Below are 23,156 nucleotides of genomic sequence, written 5' to 3'. Positions count from 1 at the left end.
GGCAGGTCCGATCAGGGTGCTGGCGTGTCCGCTTCCACCTGCTTGTCCTCGTCCCGGATCACCCACAAGCCCGGCAGGTTGCGCCAGTACCCGTGCGCATCCATGCCGAATCCCACCACGAACTGGTTCGGGATCGTCAGGCCGACGATGTCCGCCGCCACCGGTTTTTCCTTGCCAAGGTCCTTGTCCGCGAACACGGCCAGGATCACTTCGGCCGCGCCCATGTCGAGCAGGCGCTGTTTCACGTGGGCCAGCGTTTCGCCTTCGTCGAGGATGTCGTCGACGACGATGATGATGCGGCCCTCGACGCTCTGGCGCGGCACCACTTTCCAGACCACTTCGCCGCCCTTGTCCAGGTTGCCGTAGCGGGTCACGTGGATGTAGTCGAATTCGAGCGGGAAGCTCAGTTGCGGCAGCAGGCTGCCGGTGAAGACGACGGCGCCGCCCATCACGCCCAGCACGAGGGGGAATGCGCCGGTCTCATCGTTGTCGAAGCGCTCGTTGAGCACCGCGGCGACCTTGGTGACGGCGGCCTGGACCTCGTCGGCGCTGACGATTTCCTCGGCGTGGGTCATCAGTTCGCGGGCGCGGGTGTAGTGAAAGTCTTGCATGGCGATCTTGGTAAAAAACTTGGTCGAAAAATGCTGGGTCGAAACGGTCCCTGGCGCGATTATCCGCCAGAATGCCGGTCGACGTATCACGGCTGTGGCCGCGCCCGGCGCACGGGGTATCGGCGCGGAGTATGATAGGGGCTTGAGAAACGAACAAGCCGAGCCCGTACCATGCCAGCACTCGATACCAACGCCCTGCGCGCCGAACGCCTCGCCCGGCTGCGCGCCGCCATGGCGCGCCACCAGGTCGACGCCTTCATCGTGCCGTCCGCCGATCCGCACCTGTCCGAATACCTGCCCGGCCGCTGGAAAGGCCGCGAGTGGCTGTCGGGCTTCACCGGCTCGGTCGGCACCTTCATCGCGACGAAGGACTTCGCCGGCGTCTGGACCGACGGCCGCTATTACACCCAGGCCGAGCAGGAGCTGGCCGGCACGGACATCCAGCTGATGAAGATCCCGGCCGCCGCCAGCCTGCTGCACATCGACTGGCTGGCCAACGCGCTCGAAGCGGGACAGACCGTCGCCATCGATGCCCGCGTGCTGGGCCTGGCCGTGGCGCGCCTGCTGGGCGATGCGCTGCAGGCGCGCGGCATCGCGCTGCGCACGGATATCGACCTCCTCGACGACGTCTGGAGCGACCGTCCCGGCCTGCCGGCGGACGCCGTGTTCGAGCACGCGGCGCCGTTCGCCGTCGCCACCCGCGCCGACAAGCTGCACGCCACCCGCAACGCGATGGCGAAGCTGGGCGCCGAGCGCCACTTCATCTCGACGCTGGACGACATCGCCTACCTGTTCAACCTGCGCGGCGCCGACGTCAGCTACAACCCCGTGTTCGTGTCGCACGCGCTGGTCGAACCGGGCCGCGCCACGCTGTTCGTCGCCGACGGCAAGGTCGACGCCGCCCTGCGCACCCGCCTCGAGCAGGATGGCGTGCGCGTAGCCGCCTACGACCAGGCCGCGTCCGCGCTGGCCGCGCTGCCGGCCGGCAGTTCGCTGCTGCTCGACCCGCGCCGCGTCACCGCCGGCATGCGCGCCGCCGTGCCGGACGGCGTGCGCGTGGTCGAGGCGATCAACCCGACCACCTTCGCCAAGTCGCGCAAGCTCGATGCCGAGATGGACCACGTGCGCGCCACGATGGAACAGGACGGCGCCGCGCTGTGCGAATTCTTCTCGTGGCTGGAGCCGCGCCTGGCCGACCCGCGCCGCACGCCGCTGACCGAAGTCGACATCGACACCCACATCACGGCCGCGCGGGCGCGCCGCCCGCACTTCGTGTCGCCCAGCTTCGGCACCATCGCCGGCTTCAACGCCAACGGCGCCATCATGCACTACCGCGCCACCGAGGAGGCCCACGCCGTCATCGAAGGCGACGGCCTGCTCCTGATCGATTCCGGCGGCCAGTACCTGGGCGGCACCACCGATATCACGCGCGTGGTGCCGGTGGGCGAGCCGACCGCCGCGCACAAGCGCGACTTCACGCTGGTATTGAAGGGCATGATCAACCTGTCCGTGGCGCGCTTCCCGCGCGGTACCAAGGGACCGATGCTGGACGCGCTGGCGCGCGCACCGATCTGGGCCGCCGGCATCGACTACGGCCACGGCACCGGCCACGGCGTCGGCTATTTCCTGAACGTGCACGAAGGTCCGCAGGTGATTTCCCCGGCGGCGCTGCCGGAACCGCACACGGCGATCGAACCGGGCATGATCACGTCGAACGAACCGGGCATCTACCGCCCCGGCCACTGGGGCATCCGCATCGAGAACCTGATCCTGGCGCGGGTCGTCGACACGACCGAGTTCGGCGAATTCCTCGGCTTCGAGACGCTGACGCTGTGCCCGATCGACACCCGCTGCATCGATTTGTCGCTGATGCGCGGCGACGAGGTCGCGTGGCTGAACGCCTACCACCGCGAGGTGCGCGCGCGCCTGCTGCCGCTCGTCGACGGCACCGCGCGCGACTGGCTCGAACTGCGCACCAGGGAGATCTGACATGGCGGGCGCACGTTCCACCCGGGCCAGCGCCGCCGTCGAGCGGCTCAAGCGGCGTACCGGCATCACCACGTATTCGATGGCGCGCACCGGCGCCGGCCACTTCTTCCTGTCCGAGAAACCGGGCGCGCCGCCGCTGTGCGCGCCGCTCGAACTGGACGACTTCGTGACCTTCGTCGACGGCCTCGGGCCGCAGCCGGAAAAACGCATGACCAAGAACGACATCGCGTTCGAGAAACAGCTGGTCAGGAAAAAGACTTGAACCCACGCGCGGTGGTGCCGACCTGGGCCGAGCTGTTCGACGCCTACTGGTCGCAGCCGGAGCTGGCCACCAACGGCCTGATCCTGCTGCACCTGGCGGGCGCGCTGCTGCTCGGCCTGATGGTCGGCTACGAGCGCTCCTACCACGGCCGCGCGGCCGGGATGCGCACCTATGGCCTCGTGTGCATGGCCTCGTGCGCGCTGACCGTGATCTCGGGCTATCCGGGTTCCTGGTACGGCGGCCATGGCGCGGCGGTGGCGCTGACCGATCCGACCCGCGTGATCCAGGGCGTGGTGACGGGCATCGGCTTCCTCGGCGCCGGCGTCATCATGCGCTCGGGCTTCACCATCAGCGGCTTGACGACGGCGGCGTCGATCTGGGCGTCGTCCGTCATCGGCATCATGGTGGGCGTGGGCTTCTACATGGCGGCGATGGGCCTCGCGTTCTTTTCCACGATGATCATGATCTATTTGAACCGGGCCGTCAGCAAGCTGCCGTCGCGCCACGCGGTGGCCGTCACGCTGCGCTTCAAGCCGGGCGTGCGGCCCAGCGAGGACGAGCTGCGCCGCGCCGCGGTCGAACGCGGCTACGAGATCGCCGCTTCCTCGCTCACCATCGGCAGCAGCGGCAACGTGCAGGAATGGCGCTTCGTCGCGCTGGCGGGGGCCGGCGGCGCGCCGCTGTCCACGCTGGCCGGCGAGCTGTCGGACTTGAAGGGCGTGGACGGCTTCGAGCTGTCGCACGCGCGTAACTGATACGGGAAAGACAATGAACGCCCAGGACGTACTCGACTTCTGGTTCGGCGCGCCCGGCAGCGCCACCTTCGGCCAGCCGCGCCGCGAATGGTTCGTCAAGAAGGACGCGTTCGACGCCATCGTGCGCGAGCGCTTCGGCGCCGTCATCGACGCGGCATTGGCCGGCGGCCTGCGCGACTGGGACGAACAAGGGCCGCACGGCGTGCTGGCACGGATCCTCGTGCTCGACCAGTTCACCCGCAACGCCTGGCGCAACACCCCGCGCGCGTTCGCGGGCGACGCGCTGGCGCTGGCCGCCGCGCGGCAACTCGTCGACGGCGGCCACGACAAGGCGCTGGGGCCGTGGCAGCGTTCCTTCGCCTACATGCCGTTCGAGCATGCGGAAGACGCCACTATGCAGGAGCGCGCCGTCGGGCTGTTCTCGGTGCTGGCGGCCGAACACCCGGGCTTCGACGAGACGCTCGACTACGCGCACCGCCACCGTGGCGTGATCGCGCGCTTCGGCCGCTTCCCGCACCGCAATGCCATCCTCGGCAGGGCGTCGACGCCGGAAGAAGACGTATTCCTGCGCCAGCCGGGGTCGCGTTTCTGATGGCGGCGCCATTGAACATCGTCGGCGCCGGCCACGTGGGCCGCGCGCTGGGACGCCTGTTCGCGGCGCGCGGGGTGTTCGCCGTGCAGGACGTGCTCACCCGCGGCATCGACAGCGCGCGCGCCGCCGCCGCCTTCATCGGCGCCGGGCAGGCCGTCGACGGGGCCGGCGCGCTGCGGCCGGCCGCCGTGTGGATGCTGGCCGTGGCGGACGACCGCATCGGCGAGGTCGCCGCCACGCTGGCGGCCAGCGTGCCGCTGCAGGGCGCCGTCGTGTTCCACTGCAGCGGCGCCAAGGCGTCGAGCGAACTCGCGGCCATGCGCGCGGCCGGCGCCCACGTCGCCAGCGTGCATCCGGTGCGCAGCTTTGCCGACCCGGCCACCGTGGCCGCGCACTTCGACGGCACCTTCTGCGGCGTCGAAGGGGACGCGGCGGCCCTGGCGCTGCTGCTGCCGGCCTTCGCGGCGATCGGCGCGCGCCCGGTGCGCATCGACGCGGCCGCCAAGACCGTCTACCACGCGGCCTCCGTGTTCGCGTCGAACTACCTGGTGACAGTGCTGGACGCCGCGCTGCGCGCCTACCAGGCGGCCGGCATCCCGCGCGACGTGGCCATGGAACTGGCGCGTCCGCTGGCGGGCGAATCGCTGGCGAACGTGTTCCGGCTGGGGCCGGAGACGGCGCTGTCCGGTCCCATCGCGCGGGGCGACGCGGCGACCGTGGCGCGCCAGCAGGCGGCCGTCGGCGCCTGGGATGCGCCGACCGGCAACTTGTACGACGCGCTGGCGACGGCAACCTGGGACCTGGCGCGGCGCAAGCACGACCGCGCTTGAGTGAACCGCGCATCCGCGCACGAACGGAATGGATTGGAGAGAGAATGCAACTAACCGCTTGGGCCACCCTGGCCGTCCTCGGGGTCTATTTCTGGACTGGCGTGATGGCGGGGTGGGCCCGCGTCAAGTACAAGGTGCCGGCACCGTCGATGGAGGGACCGCTGCCGTTCCAGAGCGCCCAGCGGGTACAGGCGAACACGCTCGAACAATTGCCGCTGGTGCTGGCGCCCCTGTGGCTGTGCGGCCACTTCCTTGGCGATGCGTGGGCAGCCGCCGGCGGCCTGCTGTGGTGCGCCGGCCGCATCCTGTATGCGCTCGGCTATTACCGCGATCCGGCCAGGCGCGAGGCGGGCTTCGTGATCGGCATGGTGGCGTGCGGTGCCCTGGTGGCGGGCAGCGCGACCGGTTTGTTAATTCGGCTAGGCTAAACGTCAAAACCGTCGGTTTACCGTTGCGGGATAACCAAAGGGTACATAAAAGAGTACGCGAATTCGTCGACAAATTTTCCTGAGTGCAATAAGCTTGTCGTCTGTACGGAAAACTGTGGAAGCGGCCCGCTGGCGGTCAGCCCCGGACCGGAAAAGGAGATGGCATGCTGTTTTTGAAGAGTACCACTGTCACCAAGGCGCCCGGCATCTATGAGGTCGACGTCGCCGCGAAGCCACCGGGCAAGACCTTCGGCGTGTTCATGGCCACCGATCCGGACAATCCGCCGAACGCAGTGCTGGCCGCGCTGGCCGAGCTGGGTTTCGAGAGCGTCCACCAGCAGAACTACGTCCACCGCGACAAGGGCAAGGTCCTCGACATGCACTTCCAGAAGGACGGCACCGACCTGTTCAAGGGCTGGAAGGCCGAGGAATGCACGAGCAACCTGGCCGCGCTCGATGCGCTGTTCGGCAACGTCGGCATCAAGATCACGCCCCGTGTCATGAGCCTGGCCGAAGCCTACGCATGATCGCTGTAACGGGGCGCCTCACGACGCCTTGACTTCCACATGGTAAAGCGCCCATGGGCATGCCGCAAAACGCTGCGGCAGCGGCAGCTTCGCCATCTCGGGCACGCGGTCGGCATCGTAGACGGCCCATAGCGGCCCCAATCCTCCCAGCGGCATCGCCTTGCCGTCGATATGGGTGGCCACGATGAAGCGCCGGCTTCTGGCCTGCGCCAGCGGCAGTTCGACGTTGTAGCCATCCACGGCGCGCAGGACCAGCACCGTCTTTTCATTCAGCACGGCACCGGCCTTGCCCAGCACATCCACCAGCAGCGGACCGCGCAGCACATGCGGCTTGCCGTCGTATTCCAGCGTCGGGCGGATGGTCTGCGGCGCCAGGTCCAGCAATGCCGCGTAGTCGAAGGCATGGGCCTTGTCGAAGGCCAGCTGCTGCTTGTGCATCATCTGGTCCAGCACCGGGTCGAGCGGACCGCGGTTCGGATGCGCGATGGCGCCGGTGACGGTCAACAGGGCAGGGCTGCGGCCGGCCGGGACGAGGGGCCCGGCGGCCTGGCCGGCGAGCGGCAAGGCGCAGGCGACGGCTGCCGTGCCCAGGAACTGGCGTTTTTTCATGAGAAAATGCAGGTGCTAAGATGCCTCATCATAGAGCAAAGTTTCCCACATGGACCTGTTTTCCGCCGAGGCCGGCCTGCAGCCCATCCCGATCGAGGATGGCGAACTGGCCATGCTGGCCCAGCTGCCACTCCCCATCCCCAATGCCGACGTGCTGCGCCGCCTGGTCGACGAAACGCCCTGGCGTGCCGAAACCATCGTCGTTTACGGCCAGCGCCACCTGCAGCCGCGCTTGACGGCCTGGTACGGCGACGCCGGCTACACGTATTCCGGCCTGACCCTCGACCCCTTGCCGATGACGCCGCTGCTGCGGCAATTGCACGCCGCGGTCGAGGCAGCGACGAGACGGCGCTACAACAGCGTCCTGCTGAACTACTACCGCGACGGCGCGGACAGCATGGGCATGCACAGCGACGACGAGCGGGAACTGGGCCGCGAGCCCGCCATCGCCTCGCTCAGTTTCGGCGCCACCCGCACCTTCGTCCTGCGCCACAAGGCCAGCAAGCGAACATTGAAGTTCGACCTGACCGACGGCAGCCTGCTGCTGATGGCCGGTTCCCTGCAAACGCACTGGCTGCACGGCATCAACAAGACGGCGAAGCCGACCGGCGCCAGGGTCAACCTGACTTTCCGCTACATCGCTTAACTCTTCCCTATCTTCGGTTAAGTTTCCTCATCAAATTGCTGACCTTTTAGTCAGTTACGTTACATCTCTTTACAGTTCTTACGAAATGGGCACGGACGTTGTCGAGCTGCGGTGCTATCTTGGCTCCATCGCGATTCACATCGGCATCGCGAACCAGTCAAACAATCGAAGAGGAAAGACCATGAAAAAGCTCATCGTTGCACTGCTCGCCAGCGCTGCCGCCATCTCGGCCGCACAAGCACAAACCACCGCCAGCACCCAACCGCGCGCCTACGTCGGCGTGGGCGTGGCCACTGCCGACCATGAAGATTTCCGCGGCCTGGACAACGACGGCTACAAGGCCTCGGGCAAGGTCTTCGGTGGCTACGAATTCAACCAGACCTGGGGCGCCGAAGTCGGCTATACCGACTTCCGCAAGGCCGACGTCAGCGGCGCCGGCGTGAGCGGCGATACGAAAGGTTACGGTTATTACGTCGCGGCCAAGGCCAGCACGGCGCTGAACGACCAGTTCTCGCTGTACGGCAAGCTGGGCGTCCAGCACAGCCAGCGCGAACTGCGCACCAACCTGGTCAACCTGAAGGATGACGACACCGGTGCCTACGGCGCCGTCGGCCTCCAGTACAACATCAACCAGAACGTCGCCCTGACCGCCGAATACGAGCGCTACGGCAAATCGAAGGACTTCGGCGCCAAGCCGGACGTCTGGACCATCGGCGCACGCTACAGCTTCTAAGCTTGTAGTTACAGATCCTAGGGAAAAGGGGCCTGCGGGCCCCTTTTGTCGTTCATTGGACGTTTATGGGTCGTTCATTGGCGCAGCGCGCGCAAGGGGGCGGTGCCGGCCCGCATCCATGGCGGCGCCGGCAAGGGCTCCGCAGGTGGCGCGAAGCCGGCCGCGACGAAGCGGTGCAGCGAGGACCATGGCCAGGCCGACGCATCCTCGCACAGGCCGTGGCGTACCGGATTGGTGTGCAGGTAGTCGATCAGCGCCGCATATTCCTCGTCGTCGCCGACACGGTAGTCGCGGTAGTGGCGCTCCCAGATGGCGTCGCCGGCCTGGTGCGCGGCAGGATGGGTGCCGCCCTGCAGGCAGGCTTTATGGAGCGCTTTCGAAAAGGCGATCTTGACGGCGCGCCAGCGCAGGGCGCTATCGTGGTCGCCCGGCGGCAGGGTCCAGATCGCATGCGCGTGGTCGGGCAGCACCACCCAGGCATCGACGTGGAAGGGCTTGCGGATGCGGGCCTGGCGCATCGCTTCGCCGAATGCCGAAAAATGGTCCGTCAGCAAGGTGCTGTCGCGGTCCAGCAAGCGTACCGTAAAGAAGACGGTCGTACCCGGCACGCGGTTGTCGCGGTAATGTGTCATGGATGTAGTCTGCCCGGCGTCATCGCTACCTCGTATCGATCTGGCGCAAAGCGCGCAGGGCTTGAACAAGCTCAACCTCGATCGATTCTACACATGACTTGAAATTGACGGCGATCCATTTCCGCTTATAAATCAATGTGATGGAAGTGGCAAACCCGCGAAATAGATTGTCGGCAGCATAAAAAACGTCGTCCCCGCGCCGGCGGGGACCCACGTGTTGCTTGCGCCATCGGGACGCTTGCAAGACTGGATCCCGCCTGCGCGGGGACGACGTGTCGAGGCTGCCGGGCAGCGACCGGTCAGGCCGTCAGCGGCTTGTAGCGGATGCGTTTCGGCTTCGCGCCTTCCTCGCCCAGGCGCTTCTTCTTGTCGGCTTCGTATTCCTGGTAGTTACCGTTGAAGAAGGTAACCTGGGAATCGCCTTCGAAGGCCAGGATGTGGGTCGCGATGCGGTCCAGGAACCAGCGGTCGTGCGAGATGACCATCACGCTGCCGGCGAATTCCAGCAGCGCGTCTTCCAGCGCGCGCAGGGTTTCGACGTCCAGGTCGTTCGACGGTTCGTCCAGCAGCAGCACGTTGCCGCCCTTGAGCAGGGTCTTGGCCAGGTGCAAGCGGCCGCGTTCGCCGCCCGACAGGTTGCCGACCAGTTTCTGCTGGTCCGAGCCCTTGAAGTTGAAGCGGCCGAGGTAGGCGCGCGACGGCATCTCGAAGCGGCCGACGGACAGCATGTCGGCGCCGCCGCTGACGTCCTCGAACACGGTCTTGCCGGCGGCCAGGTCGTCGCGCGACTGGTCGACCAGCGAGACGCGGGCCGTCTTGCCGATCGCGACTTCGCCGCTGTCCGGCTGCTCGAGGCCGGCGATCATCTTGAACAGCGTCGATTTACCGGCGCCGTTCGGGCCGATGATGCCGACGATGGCGCCCGGCGGCACGGTGAACGACAGGTTGTCGATCAGCAGGCGGTCGCCGAAGGCTTTCGAGACGTTCTTGAACTCGATGACTTCGTTGCCCAGGCGTTCCGCGACGGGGATGAAGATCTCCTGGGTCTCGTTGCGCTTCTGGTATTCGTATTCGGACAGTTCGTTGAAGCGGGCCATGCGCGCCTTGGACTTCGCCTGGCGCGCCTTCGGGTTCTGGCGGGCCCACTCGAGTTCCTTGGCCAGCGCCTTCTGGCGTGCCGATTCGGTCGCTTCTTCCTGCTTCAGGCGCGCTTCCTTCTGCTCCAGCCAGGTCGAGTAATTGCCCTTCCAGGGGATGCCGTGGCCGCGGTCCAGTTCCAGGATCCATTCGGCGGCGTTGTCGAGGAAGTAGCGGTCGTGGGTGATGCCGACCACGGTGCCCGGGAAGCGCACGAGGAATTGTTCCAGCCACTCGACCGATTCGGCGTCCAGGTGGTTGGTCGGTTCGTCCAGCAGCAGCATGTCCGGCTTGGAGAGCAGCAGCTTGCACAGCGCCACGCGGCGCTTCTCGCCGCCCGACAGCACGCCGATCTTGGCGTCCCACGGCGGCAGGCGCAGCGCGTCGGCGGCCATTTCCAGCTGCAGGTTCAGGTTGCCGCCGTCGGCCGCGGCGATGATCGATTCCAGGCGTTCCTGTTCCTTCGCCAGCGCGTCGAAGTCCGCGCCTTCTTCCGCATAGGCGGCGTACACGGCTTCCAGCTTGGCTTGCGCCTCGAAGGCTTCGCCCAGGCCGGATTCCACTTCCTGGCGCACGGTCTTGTCCGGATCGAGCTGCGGTTCCTGCGGCAGGTAGCCGATGTTCAGGCCCGGCATCGGGCGCGCTTCGCCCTGGATGTCGGTGTCGATGCCGGCCATGATCTTGAGCAGCGTCGACTTGCCGGAGCCGTTCAGGCCCAGCACGCCGATCTTTGCGCCCGGGAAGAAGGACAGGGAAATGTCCTTCAGGATCTGGCGTTTCGGTGGGACGATCTTGCCCACGCGGTTCATGGTATAGACGTAATTGGCCATGTAATAAGTATGTGTTCGGTGATTGCGATTGTGAGGACGACAGGATACTGAAAATTCGGGGTCAGAGCACTTATTTCGACATTTGCGTTAGCACAAACCGGGGTCAGAGCCAGGGTCAGAGCCTGGTTTTAGGAAATTGCCAAAAATCGGGCTCTGACCCCGGCTCTGACCCCGGTTTGAAGCTAGTCAAGCTTGCGTCGTGGTGGGCTGGACGGGCGGCGCAGCAAGCCTTCCAGGGCAAACAGCGCCAGCGCGATCCAGATCAGGGCGAAGCCGACCAGGCGCTCGGCGCTGAACGGCTCCTGGAACAGCCACACGCCCAGCAGGAACTGCAGCGTCGGCGACAGGTATTGCAGCAATCCCAGCACGGACAGCGGGATGCGCCGCGCGCCCGAGGCGAACAGCAGCAGCGGGATCGCCGTGATCGGGCCGGCCGCGATCAGGAGCAGGCGCGTCGTGTCCGACGGCGTATTGATGAAGGCATTGTCTCCGTGGATGGTGAGCCAGGCGACGTAGCCGGCTGCCAGCGGAAACAGCACCATGGTTTCGAACGACAAGCCTTCCAATGCACCCAGCGCCGCCGTCTTGCGCAGCAGGCCGTAGCCGCCGAACGACGCGGCCAGCGCCAGCGCGATCCAGGGAACGGTGCCGGCCTGCCAGGTCAGCCAGGCCACGCCCAGCGCGGCGACGCCGATCGCCAGCCATTGCGCGCGGCGCAGGCGTTCCTTCAGCAGCACGTAGCCGAACATGATGTTGACGAGGGGGTTGATGAAGTAGCCGAGGCTGCCTTCGATCACGTGGCCGTTGTTCACGGCCCAGATATAGATCAGCCAGTTAACGCTGAGCAGCGAGGCCGAGGCGACGAAGCTGAAGAACACGCGCGGCTGGCGCACGACGGCCAGCCAGGCCCACTGGCGCCGCACCAGCAGCACGATGACGAGGAATAGCAGCGACCACAGCATGCGGTGGGCGAGGATCTGCACGGGCGGCACGTCGCCGATTGCGTGGAAGTACAACGGGAACAATCCCCAGCACAGGAAGGCGAGGGCGGCGGACAGGATGCCGGTGCGCATGGATAAGGAGAATAAATGGTCGGGCCGACATTATCCTGGAACTGGGCCGGCCGTGCTGACGGCTTGCCATTTTTTCACAGGAAATGCTAACGCGCGCTGACAGCCCCGGCGATGGGGCAGACTATCCACATGGATTGTAATGATGAACAAAATTTTGAGAAAATAACAAGCTCGGCGGAAAGCCAAACTTGTCTTTCCCTTTTAATTATTCTATTGTGCAACGCACCAGAACAAACAACGGTGAAACCTTGACGTCGCAACACAAGAAAAGCAGCCTTGCGGCGCTGACCCTGGCTGCGGTCGGTATCGTCTACGGCGACATCGGTACGAGCCCGCTCTACACGCTCAAGACCATCTTCGATCCCACCCATGGCCTGGCACTGAATACGTCCAACCTGCTGGGCATCGTCTCCCTGATCTTCTGGGGCCTGACGATGATCGTCTCGCTCAAATACGTGACCCTCGTGCTGCGCGCCGACAACCGCGGCGAGGGCGGCATCATGGCGCTGATGGCGCTCGCGCTGAACTCCGTGACGCGCCACTCGCGCTGGCATTTCCCCCTGATGCTGATCGGCGTGTTCGGCGCCACCATGTTCTACGGCGACTCCGTGATCACGCCGGCGATCTCCGTGCTGGGCGCCATCGAGGGCCTGGAAGTGGCCACGCCGGGCCTGGAAAAATACGTGGTGCCGCTGACCATCGTCGTGCTGGTGGTGCTGTACAGCGTGCAGCGCCACGGCACGGCCGGCATCGGCCGCTGGTTCGGGCCGGTGATGATCCTCTGGTTCGGCGCGCTGGCGATCATGGGCATCATCAACATCGTGCAGGCGCCCGTGATCCTGAAGGCGCTGAACCCCTATTACGCGTTCGAATTCGTGCTGCGCAACCAGTTCATCGCCTTCGTCGCGCTGGGCGCCGTGGTGCTGGCGCTGACGGGCGCCGAAGCGCTGTATGCCGACATGGGCCACTTCGGCAAGAAGCCGATCCGCTTCGCCTGGTTCCTGATCGTGTTCCCCGCGCTGGCGCTGAACTACCTGGGCCAGGGCGGGTTGTTGATCACGCGTCCGGACACCATCGACAACCCGTTCTTCCACCAGCTCGGCAGCTGGAGCGTGCTGCCGCTCGTCGTGCTGTCGACGATGGCCGCGGTGATCGCCTCGCAGGCGACGATCTCGGGCACCTTCTCGATGACCAAGCAGGCCATCGCGCTGGGCCTGTTGCCGCGCATGCGCGTGATGCACACGTCGGAAAGCGAGATCGGCCAGATCTACATCCCGGCCGTGAACTGGCTGCAGCTGATCGTGGTGCTGGTCGCGGTGATCGGCTTCGGTTCCTCGGACAAGCTGGCCGGCGCCTACGGCATCGCGGTGACGGCGACGATGTTCGCCACCACCTTCCTGACCTTCTTCGTGATCCGCTACCGCTGGCACCTGCCCTTGCTGCTGTGCCTGGGCGCCACCGGCTTCTTCATGTTCATGGACCTGGCGCTGTTCTCGGCCAGCACGCTGAAGCTGCTGCACGGCGGCTGGTTCCCGCTGTTCCTGGGCGCTGTCCTCCTGACCATCATGCTGACCTGGAAGCGCGGCCGCGAGCTGGTGTTCCAGAACCTGGAGCGCCATGCGATCCCGCTGGAAGACTTCCTGCAGTCGCTGTTCGTGGCGCCGCCCGAGCGCGTGGCCGGCACCGCCATCTTCCTGCGCGGCGAGACCGACGGCGTGCCGCATGCGCTGCTGCACAACCTGCTGCACAACAAGGTGCTGCACGAGCGCGTCGTGTTCCTGACGGTGCGCATCCGCGAGGAACCGTATGTGCCGGACGACGAGCAGGTCGAGGTGGTCCCGCTGGGCCATAACTGCTACCAGCTGAACGTCTACTACGGCTTCAAGGACGAGGCGGACATCCCCGCGATCCTGCGCATGTGCGACTGCAAGGGCCTGCAATTCGAGATGATGGAGACCTCGTTCTTCATTACGCGCCAGACCATCATCTCGGTGCCGGGCCAGGGCATGATGCCGTGGCGCGAACACCTGTTCGTGGCCATGCAGCGCAACGCCCGCACGGCCGCCGCCTACTACCAGATCCCGACCAACCGGGTGATCGAACTCGGTACCCAGGTCGAGATCTGAACCGCGCCGCGCGGCGCCGCCGCTCTGTCGAAGGAGGGGCGCAAGGCCGCGCGGCGTGTGCTACATTGCGGTCTTCATATTGTCCGGCAGGCGACTGCCGGAACGCGACCGTCAAGAATCATCATGCGTATTTCCATTGTCGGTGCCGGCGCGATCGGCACCACCATCGCCGTGCGCCTGGCCATGGCCGGACACGACGTTTCCGTCCTGGCGCGCGGCGCCACGCTGCAGGCGATCCAGGAACGCGGCCTGCGCCTGCACGACCTCGAAGGCACCCACACGGCCCATCCCGCGGCCTCCGACGACCCCGCCGTCCTGGGCCCCCAGGACATCGTGTTCGTCAGTACCAAGACCACGGCGCTGGCCGAGGTCCTGCCCCGGCTCGGCCCCTTGCTCGGACCCGATACGATCGTCGTCCCCGCCATCAACGGCGTGCCGTGGTGGTTTTTCGATGGCGCCGCGGCGCAGCCCGAACGGCGCTCCCTCGCGACGCTCGACCCGGACGGCGTGCTGGCCCGGGCCGTGCCGGCCGCGCAGCTGGTCGGCTGCGTCGTCTACATCACGGCCGAGACCCTGGCCCCCGGCGTGGTACGCGCCAACAACCCGCACCGCCTGATCGTGGGCGAGATCGACCACCGCGCCAGCCCGCGCGCGCAGCAGCTGGCCGCCTTGCTGTCCGGCGCCGGCATCGCCACCGAGGCCACGGCGTCCATCCGCGACGTGGTCTGGACCAAGGTGCTGTCCAACCTCAGCTCGAATCCCCTGTCGGTGCTGACCGGGGCCACGCTGGAGCAGATCTACGGCCTGCCGTCGATGCGCCCGCTGGTCAAGAAGATCCTGGGAGAAGCGATGCTGACGGCCGCCGCCTACGGCGCCCGGCTGCCGTTCGACCCGGATACCTTCATCGCGCGCGGCGCCGGCATGGGCGCGGTGCGCACCTCGATGCTGCAGGACTACGAGGCCGGCCGCCCGCTGGAACTGGCGGCGATCGGCGACGCCGTGCTGGAGCTGGCCGCGCGCAAGGGCATTCCGATAGACACGACGGCCGACATCATCGCGCTTGCCCGCCTGCGCAGCGAACAGCGCGAGCAGGGCGGTGCAGCGCTTTCACTTCGTACCGAATAATGTCTTTACGGAAATAAATTCGATAGCGTTCAACCGAAAAAATTAAGAAACTGCTATCCTTGCTGGATGGCCGTGCTGGCCTGGCGGTTCTTCCGTGAGTCGTTCAGCGCCGCCATGCGATGAACGATTCGGAGGAGCACTATGAGCAACACGGCTGCAACAGAAGCAACTGAAGCATCGGAAGCAAAAGCAATTCACGACCTGACCTCGCGTCAGCGCATCTTCGCCATCGTCGGCGCCTCGTCCGGCAACCTGGTCGAGTGGTTCGACTTCTACGTCTACTCCTTCTGCGCGCTGTACTTTTCGTCGGCGTTCTTCCCGAAGGGCGACCCGACTGCCCAGCTGCTGAACACCGCCGGCATCTTTGCCGCCGGCTTCCTGATGCGCCCGATCGGCGGCTGGATGTTCGGCCGCATCGCCGACCGCTACGGCCGCCGCAATTCGATGATGATCTCGGTGCTGATGATGTGCGGCGGCTCGCTGATGATCGCCGCGCTGCCGACCTATGAAACGATCGGCAATGCGGCGCCGCTGCTGCTGCTCTTGGCGCGCCTGTTCCAGGGCCTGTCGGTGGGCGGAGAATACGGCACCAGCGCCACCTACATGAGCGAGGTGGCCGAACCGGGCCGCAAGGGCTTCTTCGCCTCGTTCCAGTACGTGACGCTGATCGGCGGCCAGCTCGCCGCGCTGCTGGTGCTGGGCATCCTGCAGCTGATCCTGTCCCATGACGAACTGAAGGCCTGGGGCTGGCGCATCCCCTTCGTGGTCGGCGCCTGCGCGGCCCTGATCTCGCTGGTGCTGCGCCGCTCGCTGCACGAGACCACCACCGACCACGCCCGCAAGACCGAGGGCGCCGGCACCGTCGGCGCGCTGCTGCGCAACCACACGCGCGCCTTCGTCACCGTGCTGGGCTTCACCGCCGGCGGCTCGCTGATCTTCTACGCCTTCACCACCTACATGCAGAAGTACCTGGTGAACACGGCCGGCATGAGCACGACCACGGCCAGCCGCGTGATGACGGTCTGCCTGCTGATCTACATGGCGCTGCAGCCGGTGTTCGGCGCGCTGTCGGACCGCATCGGCCGGCGCACCTCGATGATCTGGTTCGGCGGCCTGGCGGCCGTCTGCACGGTGCCCATCATGACCACCCTGGGCGGCGTGCAAAGCCCGGTCGCGGCGGGCGCGCTGATCGTCGCCGCGCTGGCGATCGTCAGCCTGTACACCTCGATCAGCGGCCTGATCAAGGCCGAGATGTTCCCGGTCGAGGTGCGCGCGCTGGGCGTCGGTTTGTCGTACGCGGTGGCCAACGCGATCTTCGGCGGTTCGGCCGAATACGTGGCGCTGTGGTTCAAGCAGGCCGGCCACGAGTCCTACTTCTACTGGTACGTCAGCATCATGTGCCTGCTGGCGCTGATCGTCGCCATTCGCATGCCGGATCCGACCAGGCATGGGCACCTGAAGTAAGCCGATAACGCATGAATAATCCGTCGTCCCCGCGGAGGCGGGGACCCAATTTGCAAGCGCTATCGCGCTGCTGGCAAACTTGGGTCCCTGCCTTCGCAGGGACGACGTATTATTTAGCGCATCAAGCCGCCGGCCGCACCATGTCGATGTGCATGATCCCATCCTCGTCGTACGGTTCCGACACCGTGACGAAGCCGAAGCTCCCATAGAACTTTTCCAGGTGCGCCTGGGCGCCGATGCGGATCGCGTGGCCCGGGTGCAGCCTGTCGGCGCAGGCGAGGCCCTGGGCGACCAGCTCGCGCCCCAGTCCCGTGCCGCGCGTGGACGGGCTGGTGACGACGCGGCCGATCGACATCTCCTCGTACTTCGCGCCGGGCGCCAGGCAGCGCAGCGTGGCCGCCAGTTCGCGCCTGCCGTCGACGGTGCGCCAGCCGAGCAGGTGGTGGGCGCCGGGGTCGAGGCCGTCGATGTCCGGGTACAGGCACGTCTGCTCGAGCACGAACACCTGCTGGCGCAAGGCCAGCGCCTCGTACAACTGCGCTGCCGTCAGGTCGGCGAAGCTGCTGAACTGCCATTCGATCATTCTTGTTCCATTCATTGGATGATAAACATTGTCATGCCGGCGCCTCGAAGCCCTCGAGCACGTTGACCACGTTGACGCCCAGTTCCGGCCGCGCCGCGCCGCCTTCGAGCACGAACACGGTGGGCAGGTCCAGGTAGCCGATGCGTTCGCCGATGCGCAGGAAATCCCCGGACGTCAACAGGAACGGCGAATCGGGGTCGCCCTCGAAGCCGTCCGCGCCGAGCGCGACCACCAGCGCCTGCGGCGCATAGCCGGCCATCCTGATGCAGGCCGTCTCCAGCGCCATCATCCATTGCGGCCCGGCGGTGCCGCGCGGGAGCGGCAGGTTCATGTTGCAGCCGGCGCCTTCGCCCGCGCCCGTCTCGTCGGCGTGGCCGAGATAGAACGGATAGTCGGTGCGCGGGTCGGCGTGGATCGACACGCACAGCACGTCCTGGCGGTGGTAGAAGATGCCCTGGGTGCCGTTGCCGTGGCGGCTGCCGATGTCGAGGATGGCCACGCGCTGCAGGCCGTCGTCGAGCAGGTGCTGGGCGGCCAGCGCCGCATTGTTCAGGTAGCAGCCGCCCCCGCCGTAGTCCGCGCCCGCGTGGCGGCCGGGCGGGCGGGTCAGCGCGAAGCTGCCGTGCTCGCCCAGGCGCAGCGCGTGCGCCGCGTTGATCGCGCAATCGGCGCCCGTCTTGGCGGCGATCCAGGTGCCGGCCTTGATTGGCGTGTGCGCGTCCATGGCATGCAGGCCGATGCGGCCGAGCAGGTCGTCCGGCTCGATATCGTGGCGCATGCCGCGCGCCGGCCACACGGCGGGCACGATGTCGCGTCCGGCATTGCGCGGATCGTGGGCCAGCCACTCGCTCCAGGCGCTGCGCAGGAAGTGCAGGTAGCGCGGCGTGTGCACGCGCTCGAGCGAGGCCAGCGCCACGCCGTGCGGCGTGACGATGCGGCCCAGGCCGCGCTGCGCCAGTTCGGCGGCGACGACGTCGATGCGTCCGGGTTGGTCCGAACCCCCGTTCCCGGCGTGCTGGGCGTGGTGTTCGTTGAAGAAGGTGAGCAAGGCATCCCCGCGGCGATGGCCGCCGCAGGCGATGCGCTTGCAGCGGAAGGAATCAGTTATTCCCGCATAGTGTACTGCTGTTGTAGGCGGCGACGAAGTCGTCGAAGCTGCCCGTGTCGGCCGCCTCGATCCGTTCCTGCTCCTCGAGCGAGGCCTTGGCCATCTCGTCGAACAGGGCCATCTCGGCCGGCATCAGCGGGTCGGCGCGGAAGGCTTGCGCATGCAGCTCGCTCTGGCGCAGGCCGAATTGCTCGAACGAGCCGAGCACGCGCACTTCCTGCAGCACGCGCGCGGACGGCGTGCGGTCCGGATCGGCGACCTTGGCCTTCTGCGCGTTCAGCGCTTCCACGTGGGCGCCCTTGTAATTGTGCTCGCTGTCGAGCAGCTCGGCGACCGGGCGGATCCGGTCGAGCAGCTCCTCGGCCCAATCCTTGAGCAGCACTTCGTGGTCGTTGCGGGTCAGCGTCAGGCCCGGACGGCGGCCTTCCTTGACGGTGCGCGCGAAGTTGCGCGCGTGGACCTGGCTTTCCATGGCGTTGATGAGCGGGCTTTCCTCGAGCGCGCAGAACAGCAGGAAGGCGTCCAGGAAGCGGCCCGTCTCCAGCGCGATGCCGACCGGCTCGAAAGGATCGACGTCCAGGCAGCGCACCTCGATGTACTGCACGCCGCGGTTGCACAGCGCCTGCACGGGCCGCTCGCCGGTGCGGATCACGCGCTTCGGGCGGATCGTCGAATAGTATTCGTTCTCGATCTGCAGGATGTTGGTCGACAGCTGGACCCACTCGCCATCCTTCTTCGTGCCGACCTCCGCGTACGGGGGATACGGACGGTTGACGGCATCCATCAGCGAGGTGACGTAGCTTTCCAGGCTGTTCTCGTGCGGGCGCAGGCCGGCCTGGGCATCGTTCTGGTAGCCCAAATCGCTCATGCGCAGGCTGGTCGCGTACGGCAGGTACAGGGTATCGTCGGACAGCGTCTCGAGCTGGTGCTGGCGGCCACGCAGGAAGCCCTTGGCCAGCGTCGGCGAGGCGCCGAACAGGTACATCAGCAGCCAGCTGTAGCGGCGGAAGTTGCGGATCATCGCGATATAGCTCTCGGACTGGAAGTCGCGCAGCGCGTTGCGGCGTTCCTCGGCGATGCCCTCGCTCGCGGCCAGCACCTTCCACAGGGCTTCCGGCAGCGAATAGTTGTAGTGGATGCCGGCGATGCATTGCATGGCCTTCCCGTAGCGCAGCGCCAGGCCGCGGCGGTAGACGTGCTTGAGCATGCCGATGTTCGACTTGCCGTACCAGGCGATCTCGATGTCTTCCTCGGACGGGAGTTCGCAGGGCATCGACTGGCTCCACAGCAGTTCGCCGCCCAGCTTGGCATAGGCGTAGCGGTGGATCGCGTCCAGGCGATGCAGGGCCAGGCCGATGTCGTGCTCGGCCGGGGTGATGAATTCGAGCAGGGCTTCGGCGTAGTCGGTGGTGATCTGTGCATGCGTCAGCGCCGAGCCGAGCTGGACCGGATGGGGCGTGCGCGCCAGGTGGCCTTGTCCGTCGACGCGCAGCGTCTCGCGTTCGATGCCGCGCAGGCCCTGCAGCAGCAGGCCGCGGTGCGCATCGTCGTCCAGCAGGGCCAGGCGGCGGGTCAGTTGGTTCGACACAGGGTTTCCTTTCTTATACTGCCGTGAAGGTGCAGAGAGTAACCGAAAACGGCCAAGCGCGCCGAGCGACTATCAATATGACATTTGTATTAACGGCGTGACGTTTGTATCAACGAGGCAGCAGCAGCGGCATCTCTTCGCCAGGTGATTGTGCGGGCTTTTGCGGCGCCGCGGGGGCGTCGGCCGGCGTCTCCGGTTCCACGGGGATCGGCACCACCGGCGGCAACTGCTGGGTGGCGATCCACAGGTCGATGCGGCGCGCGAGCAGGTCCAGCGGCAGCGCGCCGCCGTCCAGCACGGCGTCGTGGAAGCGGCGCACGTCGAAGCGCTCTCCGAGCGCGGCGCGGGCGCGCTCGCGCAAGGCGGCGATGCGCAGCTGGCCGATCTTGTACGCCAGCGCCTGGCCCGGCTGGGCGATGTAGCGGTCGACCTCGACGGCATTGTCGGACGGCGGATTCGCGGTATTCGCGTTCAGGAAGTCGAGCGCCTGCTGGCGCGACCAGTTGAACGCGTGGATGCCCGTGTCCACGACCAGGCGCGCGGCGCGCAGCTGCTCGTCGGCCAGGCGGCCGAACTGCGAGAACGGATCGCGCAGCAGTCCCAGGTCCGGCCCCAGTCCTTCGGCGTACAGGGCCCAGCCTTCGCCGTAGGCCGGATACCAGCCGTAGCGGCGGAACGCCGGCAGGCCCGCGATGGCGCGGGCGCGCGCCACCTGCAGGTGGTGGCCGGGCACGGCTTCGTGCAGCGTCAGCGTCTCGATTTCCCACAACGGCCGCGTGTTCAGGCGCGACGTGTTCACGACCAGGGCCGCCGTGCGTCCGGGCGTGCCCGCTTCGTAGTAGGCGGCGCCCTGGCTCTCGGCGCCGGCCTGCTGCACGGGCTTGACCGCGATCTCGTCGGGAGGAATCGTGTCGAACAGCTGCGGCAGCCGCGCGTAGGCGCGCGCGATGGTGCGCCGGTAGCGGTTCAGCAGCGCGTCCGCGTCGCCGTAGAACAGGCGCGGATCGCTGCGCACGAACACGAGGAACTGCGCGTAGCTGCCCTTGAAGCCCGTCTGCGTCATCATGGCGCGCATCTCTTCGCGCAGGCGCGCCACTTCCTTCAGGCCCAGCGCGTGGATCTCGGCGGGCGCCAGCGTGGTATCGGCGCCGTTCCTGACGAGCCAGGCGTACCAGGCCGGCCCGCCCGGCAGGCTGGACGCGCCGATGGTGGCGCGCGCCGCCGGCAGGTAGTCGGCGCGCACGAAGTCCTCGAGCTTCTGCAGCGCGGGCGCCACGGCCTGCAGCGCGGCCGCGCCGTCCGCGGCCAGCCTGGCGCGCACGTCGGGATCGATGGTCGCCGGCAGGCGTTTCAGGGGCGCGCCGACGGCGCCGTCGGCCAGGTGCTCGCGCAAGGCCTTCAACTGGTCCGGCAGCGCGGCCATGACCGCTTTCGGCGCCGTCCAGCCGGTGCGCATGCCTTCGCGCATCTGCTCGATCAGGCCGTCGACGTGGGCCGGCAACGCGCGCAGGCGCGCCAGGTAGTTGCGGTAGTCGTCCTCGGTCACGAACGGCATCTGCGCGACGAGTTGCGGGAAGCGGAACTGCAGGCCGTCGTAGGCCGTGATCGGTTGCGGATCGAAGGCCACGATGGCGGCGCCGGCCAGGCGCCGCTCCTTGTCGCCGACGAACAGGTCCCAGGACAGGCGCTCCTGGCCCTGCAACTGCTCACGGTCGATCTGGCGCGCCAGCTCCAGCATGCGGCGATCGTGCTCGATGGCTTGCGCGCTGGCCGCCAGCGAGGTGTCGGCGAGCTGGCCGTCGTAGCGGTGGTCGCCGATGCCGGTGGCAAATTCCGGCTGGTGCTGCAGGCGCCACTCCCAGTCGCGATCGAACAGCGCCTGCGCCTGCTCGGCCGCGGACGGCGGGGCAGGCAGGACCGGCTCCACCTTGGCCGCGACGGCAAGCAAGGGGCCGAGCAGGATGAAAGTCGCGCACAATCGACGCATCGCAGGTCCCGGGATGTGGATGGAGGATTGTAACAAAGACATCGACATGGCCGCGCCCCCGTCGGGCGCGGGTGCTTACGCAGGCAGGCGGGCGCCGCTGACGCGCTCGATGCCGGCCAGGTCGCGCCAGCTCTGCACGTCCGCGTAACCGCGCGCGGCGAGCAGCGCGCGCACGGCGGCGGCCTGGTCGTAGCCGTGTTCCAGCAGCAGCCAGCCGCCGGCGTGCAGGTAGGCGGGGGCGCCGTCGACGATGATGCGCAGCGCCGACAGGCCGTCCGCGTGGTCGGTCAGCGCGCCGACCGGCTCGAAGCGCAGGTCGCCCTGGGACAGGTGTTCGTCGCCGGCAGCGATGTAGGGCGGGTTCGAGGCGATCACGTTGAAGCGTTCGGCCCCGTGCTCGGCCGCGTCGAGGGCGGAGAACCAGTCGCTGCGCAGGAAGCGCACGGCGGCGCCGTTGTGCTGCGCGTTGCGGCGGGCGACGTCGAGGGCGGCGTCGCTGACGTCGAGCGCCGTGACGTGCGCATCGGGACGCGTATGGGCGACCGACACGGCGATGGCGCCGCTGCCGGTGCCCATGTCGAGCAGGCGTGCGCCTGGCTGCAGGCGCTCCAGCGCCAGTTCCACGATCAGTTCCGTGTCCGGGCGCGGGATCAGCACGGCGTCGCTGACGTGGAAATCGAGGCCGAAGAATTCGCGCTTGCCCACGATGTAGGCGATCGGCTCGCCGTGCAGGCGCCGTGCGACCAGGCCGTCGAGCGCCGCCGCCTCGGTGTCGGTGAGCGCCCGCTCCGCCTGCGTGATCAGCTGGACGCGGCTCAGGCCCGTCGCATGGCACAGCAGGATGCGGTTCTCGAGCGGGTCGAGCGGCAGCGCGGCCAGCGCCGCGCCCACGGCCATGCCGTGACGGATCGCCATCAGCGCGCGCGCCGCACCAGGGCCCAGACGAGGGCCAGCGCCAGGATCACGAACCAGACGGCCGACCACTGCGGCACCGACAGGCCGAGGATGGTGTCGGTCGCCGCTTCGCAGTAGCCGTCGGCGCGGAATACCGAGGGCAGCAGGGTCGCGGTCGGGATCTTGTTGAGGGCGGTCTCCATCGGGTCGATGCCGCAGGAGAAGCCCGGATGGGCGATCACGTACAGGTGCTTGCCGGCGACGCCCAGGCCGCCCAGGGCGGACAGCAGGGCCAGCGCGCCGAAGGCCTTGATCTTGTTTGCAAAGGCGCCGATCAGCGCGAAGACCGCGATGCCCAGGAACAGGTAGCGCTGGATGATGCACAGCGGGCAGGGCAGCATGTCCTTGACGTGTTGCAGGTACAGGGCGACACCGACCAGGGCGATGCTGACGGCGGCGATGGACAGCAGGATGTTGCGGGACGAGGACATAAGCTACCTGTTGGATGATCGGTCAATCGAGCTTGGGATTTTCGCACAAGCGCGAAGGCATCGTGCGGCCTCTCCATTTTCACTCTGGCAACTTAAAAATTGCTTAGAACCGGGGTCAGAGCCGGGGTCAGAGCCC

The 23,156-nt window shown here is 67.2% G+C and carries 23 protein-coding genes; 12 read left to right on the top strand and 11 right to left on the bottom strand.

The window, feature by feature from the left end; all coding sequences use genetic code 11:
* Positions 1 to 11: 11 nt before the first annotated feature.
* A complete protein-coding gene (locus tag QPK32_RS12065) occupies positions 12 to 611 on the bottom strand; it encodes a hypoxanthine-guanine phosphoribosyltransferase (protein ID WP_290413058.1) in 600 nt (199 codons plus the stop codon).
* A gap of 171 nt (positions 612 to 782) precedes the next feature.
* Between QPK32_RS12065 and QPK32_RS12060 the strand changes: the two genes are divergently transcribed.
* The 7 genes from QPK32_RS12060 (at position 783) to QPK32_RS12030 (ending at position 5,994) form a co-directional block, all read left to right on the top strand.
* A complete protein-coding gene (locus tag QPK32_RS12060; protein ID WP_290413057.1) occupies positions 783 to 2,600 on the top strand; it encodes an aminopeptidase P family protein in 1,818 nt (605 codons plus the stop codon).
* 1 nt (position 2,601) lies between these two features.
* Complete coding sequence (locus tag QPK32_RS12055) at positions 2,602 to 2,862, top strand: hypothetical protein (protein ID WP_290413056.1); 261 nt, start codon at positions 2,602 to 2,604, stop codon at positions 2,860 to 2,862.
* The gene (locus QPK32_RS12050; RefSeq protein WP_290413055.1) at positions 2,859 to 3,617 is read left to right on the top strand and encodes an MgtC/SapB family protein; all 759 of its coding nucleotides are present in this window, start codon (positions 2,859 to 2,861) and stop codon (positions 3,615 to 3,617) included. Before QPK32_RS12055 ends, QPK32_RS12050 begins: the two co-directional genes overlap by 4 nt.
* Positions 3,618 to 3,630: 13 nt before the next feature.
* Positions 3,631 to 4,209 carry a DUF924 family protein gene (locus QPK32_RS12045; RefSeq protein WP_290413054.1) on the top strand — a complete coding sequence of 193 codons (579 nt, stop codon included), beginning with the start codon at positions 3,631 to 3,633 and terminating at the stop codon, positions 4,207 to 4,209.
* On the top strand, positions 4,209 to 5,039 hold the full coding sequence (locus QPK32_RS12040; protein ID WP_290413053.1) for a Rossmann-like and DUF2520 domain-containing protein: 831 nt from the start codon (positions 4,209 to 4,211) through the stop codon (positions 5,037 to 5,039). Before QPK32_RS12045 ends, QPK32_RS12040 begins: the two co-directional genes overlap by 1 nt.
* A gap of 44 nt (positions 5,040 to 5,083) precedes the next feature.
* The gene (locus tag QPK32_RS12035; protein ID WP_290413052.1) at positions 5,084 to 5,467 is read left to right on the top strand and encodes an MAPEG family protein; all 384 of its coding nucleotides are present in this window, start codon (positions 5,084 to 5,086) and stop codon (positions 5,465 to 5,467) included.
* 164 nt (positions 5,468 to 5,631) lie between these two features.
* Positions 5,632 to 5,994, top strand: coding sequence for a hypothetical protein (locus tag QPK32_RS12030; RefSeq protein ID WP_290413051.1), 363 nt, complete (start codon positions 5,632 to 5,634; stop codon positions 5,992 to 5,994).
* An 18-nt stretch (positions 5,995 to 6,012) separates the two neighbouring features.
* On the opposite strand, the gene QPK32_RS12025 is transcribed toward QPK32_RS12030, so the two are convergent.
* The gene (locus tag QPK32_RS12025; protein ID WP_290413050.1) at positions 6,013 to 6,603 is read right to left on the bottom strand and encodes a molybdopterin-dependent oxidoreductase; all 591 of its coding nucleotides are present in this window, start codon (positions 6,601 to 6,603) and stop codon (positions 6,013 to 6,015) included.
* Positions 6,604 to 6,652: 49 nt separating this feature from the next.
* Here QPK32_RS12025 and QPK32_RS12020 point away from each other — a divergent pair, with 49 nt between their 5' ends.
* Positions 6,653 to 7,249 (top strand): alpha-ketoglutarate-dependent dioxygenase AlkB, encoded by a 597-nt coding sequence (locus QPK32_RS12020; RefSeq protein WP_290413049.1) that lies wholly within the window; start codon positions 6,653 to 6,655, stop codon positions 7,247 to 7,249.
* 181 nt (positions 7,250 to 7,430) lie between these two features.
* Positions 7,431 to 7,982: a porin family protein gene (locus tag QPK32_RS12015; RefSeq protein ID WP_290413048.1), complete on the top strand. Its 552-nt coding sequence runs from the start codon at positions 7,431 to 7,433 to the stop codon at positions 7,980 to 7,982.
* Positions 7,983 to 8,056: 74 nt separating this feature from the next.
* On the opposite strand, the gene QPK32_RS12010 is transcribed toward QPK32_RS12015, so the two are convergent.
* The 3 genes from QPK32_RS12010 to rarD form a co-directional block, all read right to left on the bottom strand.
* On the bottom strand, positions 8,057 to 8,614 hold the full coding sequence (locus QPK32_RS12010) for a transposase (protein ID WP_290413047.1): 558 nt from the start codon (positions 8,612 to 8,614) through the stop codon (positions 8,057 to 8,059).
* A 299-nt stretch (positions 8,615 to 8,913) separates the two neighbouring features.
* Entirely contained in the window at positions 8,914 to 10,581 is a 1,668-nt protein-coding gene (gene ettA / locus QPK32_RS12005; RefSeq protein WP_290413046.1) for an energy-dependent translational throttle protein EttA, read from the bottom strand.
* A gap of 182 nt (positions 10,582 to 10,763) precedes the next feature.
* On the bottom strand, positions 10,764 to 11,654 hold the full coding sequence (gene rarD / locus QPK32_RS12000) for an EamA family transporter RarD (RefSeq protein WP_290413045.1): 891 nt from the start codon (positions 11,652 to 11,654) through the stop codon (positions 10,764 to 10,766).
* A gap of 248 nt (positions 11,655 to 11,902) precedes the next feature.
* Here rarD and QPK32_RS11995 point away from each other — a divergent pair, with 248 nt between their 5' ends.
* The 3 genes from QPK32_RS11995 to QPK32_RS11985 all read left to right on the top strand — a co-directional run bounded on the left by QPK32_RS11995 (position 11,903) and on the right by QPK32_RS11985 (position 16,369).
* Positions 11,903 to 13,780 (top strand): potassium transporter Kup, encoded by a 1,878-nt coding sequence (locus QPK32_RS11995; RefSeq protein ID WP_290413044.1) that lies wholly within the window; start codon positions 11,903 to 11,905, stop codon positions 13,778 to 13,780.
* A gap of 123 nt (positions 13,781 to 13,903) precedes the next feature.
* Positions 13,904 to 14,905 (top strand): ketopantoate reductase family protein, encoded by a 1,002-nt coding sequence (locus QPK32_RS11990; protein WP_290413043.1) that lies wholly within the window; start codon positions 13,904 to 13,906, stop codon positions 14,903 to 14,905.
* A gap of 141 nt (positions 14,906 to 15,046) precedes the next feature.
* Positions 15,047 to 16,369 carry an MFS family transporter gene (locus tag QPK32_RS11985; protein ID WP_290413042.1) on the top strand — a complete coding sequence of 441 codons (1,323 nt, stop codon included), beginning with the start codon at positions 15,047 to 15,049 and terminating at the stop codon, positions 16,367 to 16,369.
* A 121-nt stretch (positions 16,370 to 16,490) separates the two neighbouring features.
* Here the strand turns inward: QPK32_RS11985 and QPK32_RS11980 are convergent, their stop codons facing one another.
* The 6 genes from QPK32_RS11980 to QPK32_RS11955 all read right to left on the bottom strand — a co-directional run bounded on the left by QPK32_RS11980 (position 16,491) and on the right by QPK32_RS11955 (position 23,020).
* Positions 16,491 to 16,952: a GNAT family N-acetyltransferase gene (locus QPK32_RS11980; protein WP_290413041.1), complete on the bottom strand. Its 462-nt coding sequence runs from the start codon at positions 16,950 to 16,952 to the stop codon at positions 16,491 to 16,493.
* Positions 16,953 to 16,983: 31 nt separating this feature from the next.
* Complete coding sequence (locus QPK32_RS11975; protein ID WP_290413040.1) at positions 16,984 to 18,000, bottom strand: histone deacetylase family protein; 1,017 nt, start codon at positions 17,998 to 18,000, stop codon at positions 16,984 to 16,986.
* Positions 18,001 to 18,052: 52 nt separating this feature from the next.
* A complete protein-coding gene (gene gshA / locus QPK32_RS11970) occupies positions 18,053 to 19,648 on the bottom strand; it encodes a glutamate--cysteine ligase (protein ID WP_290413039.1) in 1,596 nt (531 codons plus the stop codon).
* A 109-nt stretch (positions 19,649 to 19,757) separates the two neighbouring features.
* Positions 19,758 to 21,635, bottom strand: coding sequence for a DUF885 family protein (locus QPK32_RS11965; protein ID WP_290413038.1), 1,878 nt, complete (start codon positions 21,633 to 21,635; stop codon positions 19,758 to 19,760).
* Positions 21,636 to 21,710: 75 nt separating this feature from the next.
* Complete coding sequence (gene prmC, locus QPK32_RS11960) at positions 21,711 to 22,550, bottom strand: peptide chain release factor N(5)-glutamine methyltransferase (protein WP_290413037.1); 840 nt, start codon at positions 22,548 to 22,550, stop codon at positions 21,711 to 21,713.
* Entirely contained in the window at positions 22,550 to 23,020 is a 471-nt protein-coding gene (locus QPK32_RS11955) for a disulfide bond formation protein B (protein WP_290413036.1), read from the bottom strand. Before QPK32_RS11955 ends, prmC begins: the two co-directional genes overlap by 1 nt.
* Positions 23,021 to 23,156 lie beyond the last annotated feature (136 nt).

This window comes from Massilia sp. YIM B02763, from assembly GCF_030412015.1.
Classification (GTDB): Bacteria; Pseudomonadota; Gammaproteobacteria; order Burkholderiales; family Burkholderiaceae_D; genus Telluria.
The sequence above is the reverse complement of the archived record's forward strand: the minus strand, read 5'-3'. Positions and strand labels throughout refer to the sequence as shown.

Bases quoted from the DNA above. Each gene is read 5' to 3' on its own strand.
- QPK32_RS11965 (WP_290413038.1), bottom strand. From the start codon at position 21,635: ATGCGTCGATTGTGCGCGACTTTCATCCTGCTCGGCCCCTTGCTTGCC.
- QPK32_RS12055 (WP_290413056.1), top strand. From the start codon at position 2,602: ATGGCGGGCGCACGTTCCACCCGGGCCAGCGCCGCCGTCGAGCGGCTC.
- QPK32_RS12045 (WP_290413054.1), top strand. From the start codon at position 3,631: ATGAACGCCCAGGACGTACTCGACTTCTGGTTCGGCGCGCCCGGCAGC.
- QPK32_RS11990 (WP_290413043.1), top strand. From the start codon at position 13,904: ATGCGTATTTCCATTGTCGGTGCCGGCGCGATCGGCACCACCATCGCC.
- QPK32_RS12020 (WP_290413049.1), top strand. From the start codon at position 6,653: ATGGACCTGTTTTCCGCCGAGGCCGGCCTGCAGCCCATCCCGATCGAG.
- QPK32_RS12025 (WP_290413050.1), bottom strand. From the start codon at position 6,603: ATGAAAAAACGCCAGTTCCTGGGCACGGCAGCCGTCGCCTGCGCCTTG.
- QPK32_RS12040 (WP_290413053.1), top strand. From the start codon at position 4,209: ATGGCGGCGCCATTGAACATCGTCGGCGCCGGCCACGTGGGCCGCGCG.
- QPK32_RS12060 (WP_290413057.1), top strand. From the start codon at position 783: ATGCCAGCACTCGATACCAACGCCCTGCGCGCCGAACGCCTCGCCCGG.
- prmC (WP_290413037.1), bottom strand. From the start codon at position 22,550: ATGGCGATCCGTCACGGCATGGCCGTGGGCGCGGCGCTGGCCGCGCTG.
- QPK32_RS12065 (WP_290413058.1), bottom strand. From the start codon at position 611: ATGCAAGACTTTCACTACACCCGCGCCCGCGAACTGATGACCCACGCC.
- QPK32_RS11955 (WP_290413036.1), bottom strand. From the start codon at position 23,020: ATGTCCTCGTCCCGCAACATCCTGCTGTCCATCGCCGCCGTCAGCATC.
- QPK32_RS11985 (WP_290413042.1), top strand. From the start codon at position 15,047: ATGAGCAACACGGCTGCAACAGAAGCAACTGAAGCATCGGAAGCAAAA.
- QPK32_RS12030 (WP_290413051.1), top strand. From the start codon at position 5,632: ATGCTGTTTTTGAAGAGTACCACTGTCACCAAGGCGCCCGGCATCTAT.
- rarD (WP_290413045.1), bottom strand. From the start codon at position 11,654: ATGCGCACCGGCATCCTGTCCGCCGCCCTCGCCTTCCTGTGCTGGGGA.
- QPK32_RS12010 (WP_290413047.1), bottom strand. From the start codon at position 8,614: ATGACACATTACCGCGACAACCGCGTGCCGGGTACGACCGTCTTCTTT.
- QPK32_RS12035 (WP_290413052.1), top strand. From the start codon at position 5,084: ATGCAACTAACCGCTTGGGCCACCCTGGCCGTCCTCGGGGTCTATTTC.
- QPK32_RS11980 (WP_290413041.1), bottom strand. From the start codon at position 16,952: ATGATCGAATGGCAGTTCAGCAGCTTCGCCGACCTGACGGCAGCGCAG.
- ettA (WP_290413046.1), bottom strand. From the start codon at position 10,581: ATGGCCAATTACGTCTATACCATGAACCGCGTGGGCAAGATCGTCCCA.
- QPK32_RS12015 (WP_290413048.1), top strand. From the start codon at position 7,431: ATGAAAAAGCTCATCGTTGCACTGCTCGCCAGCGCTGCCGCCATCTCG.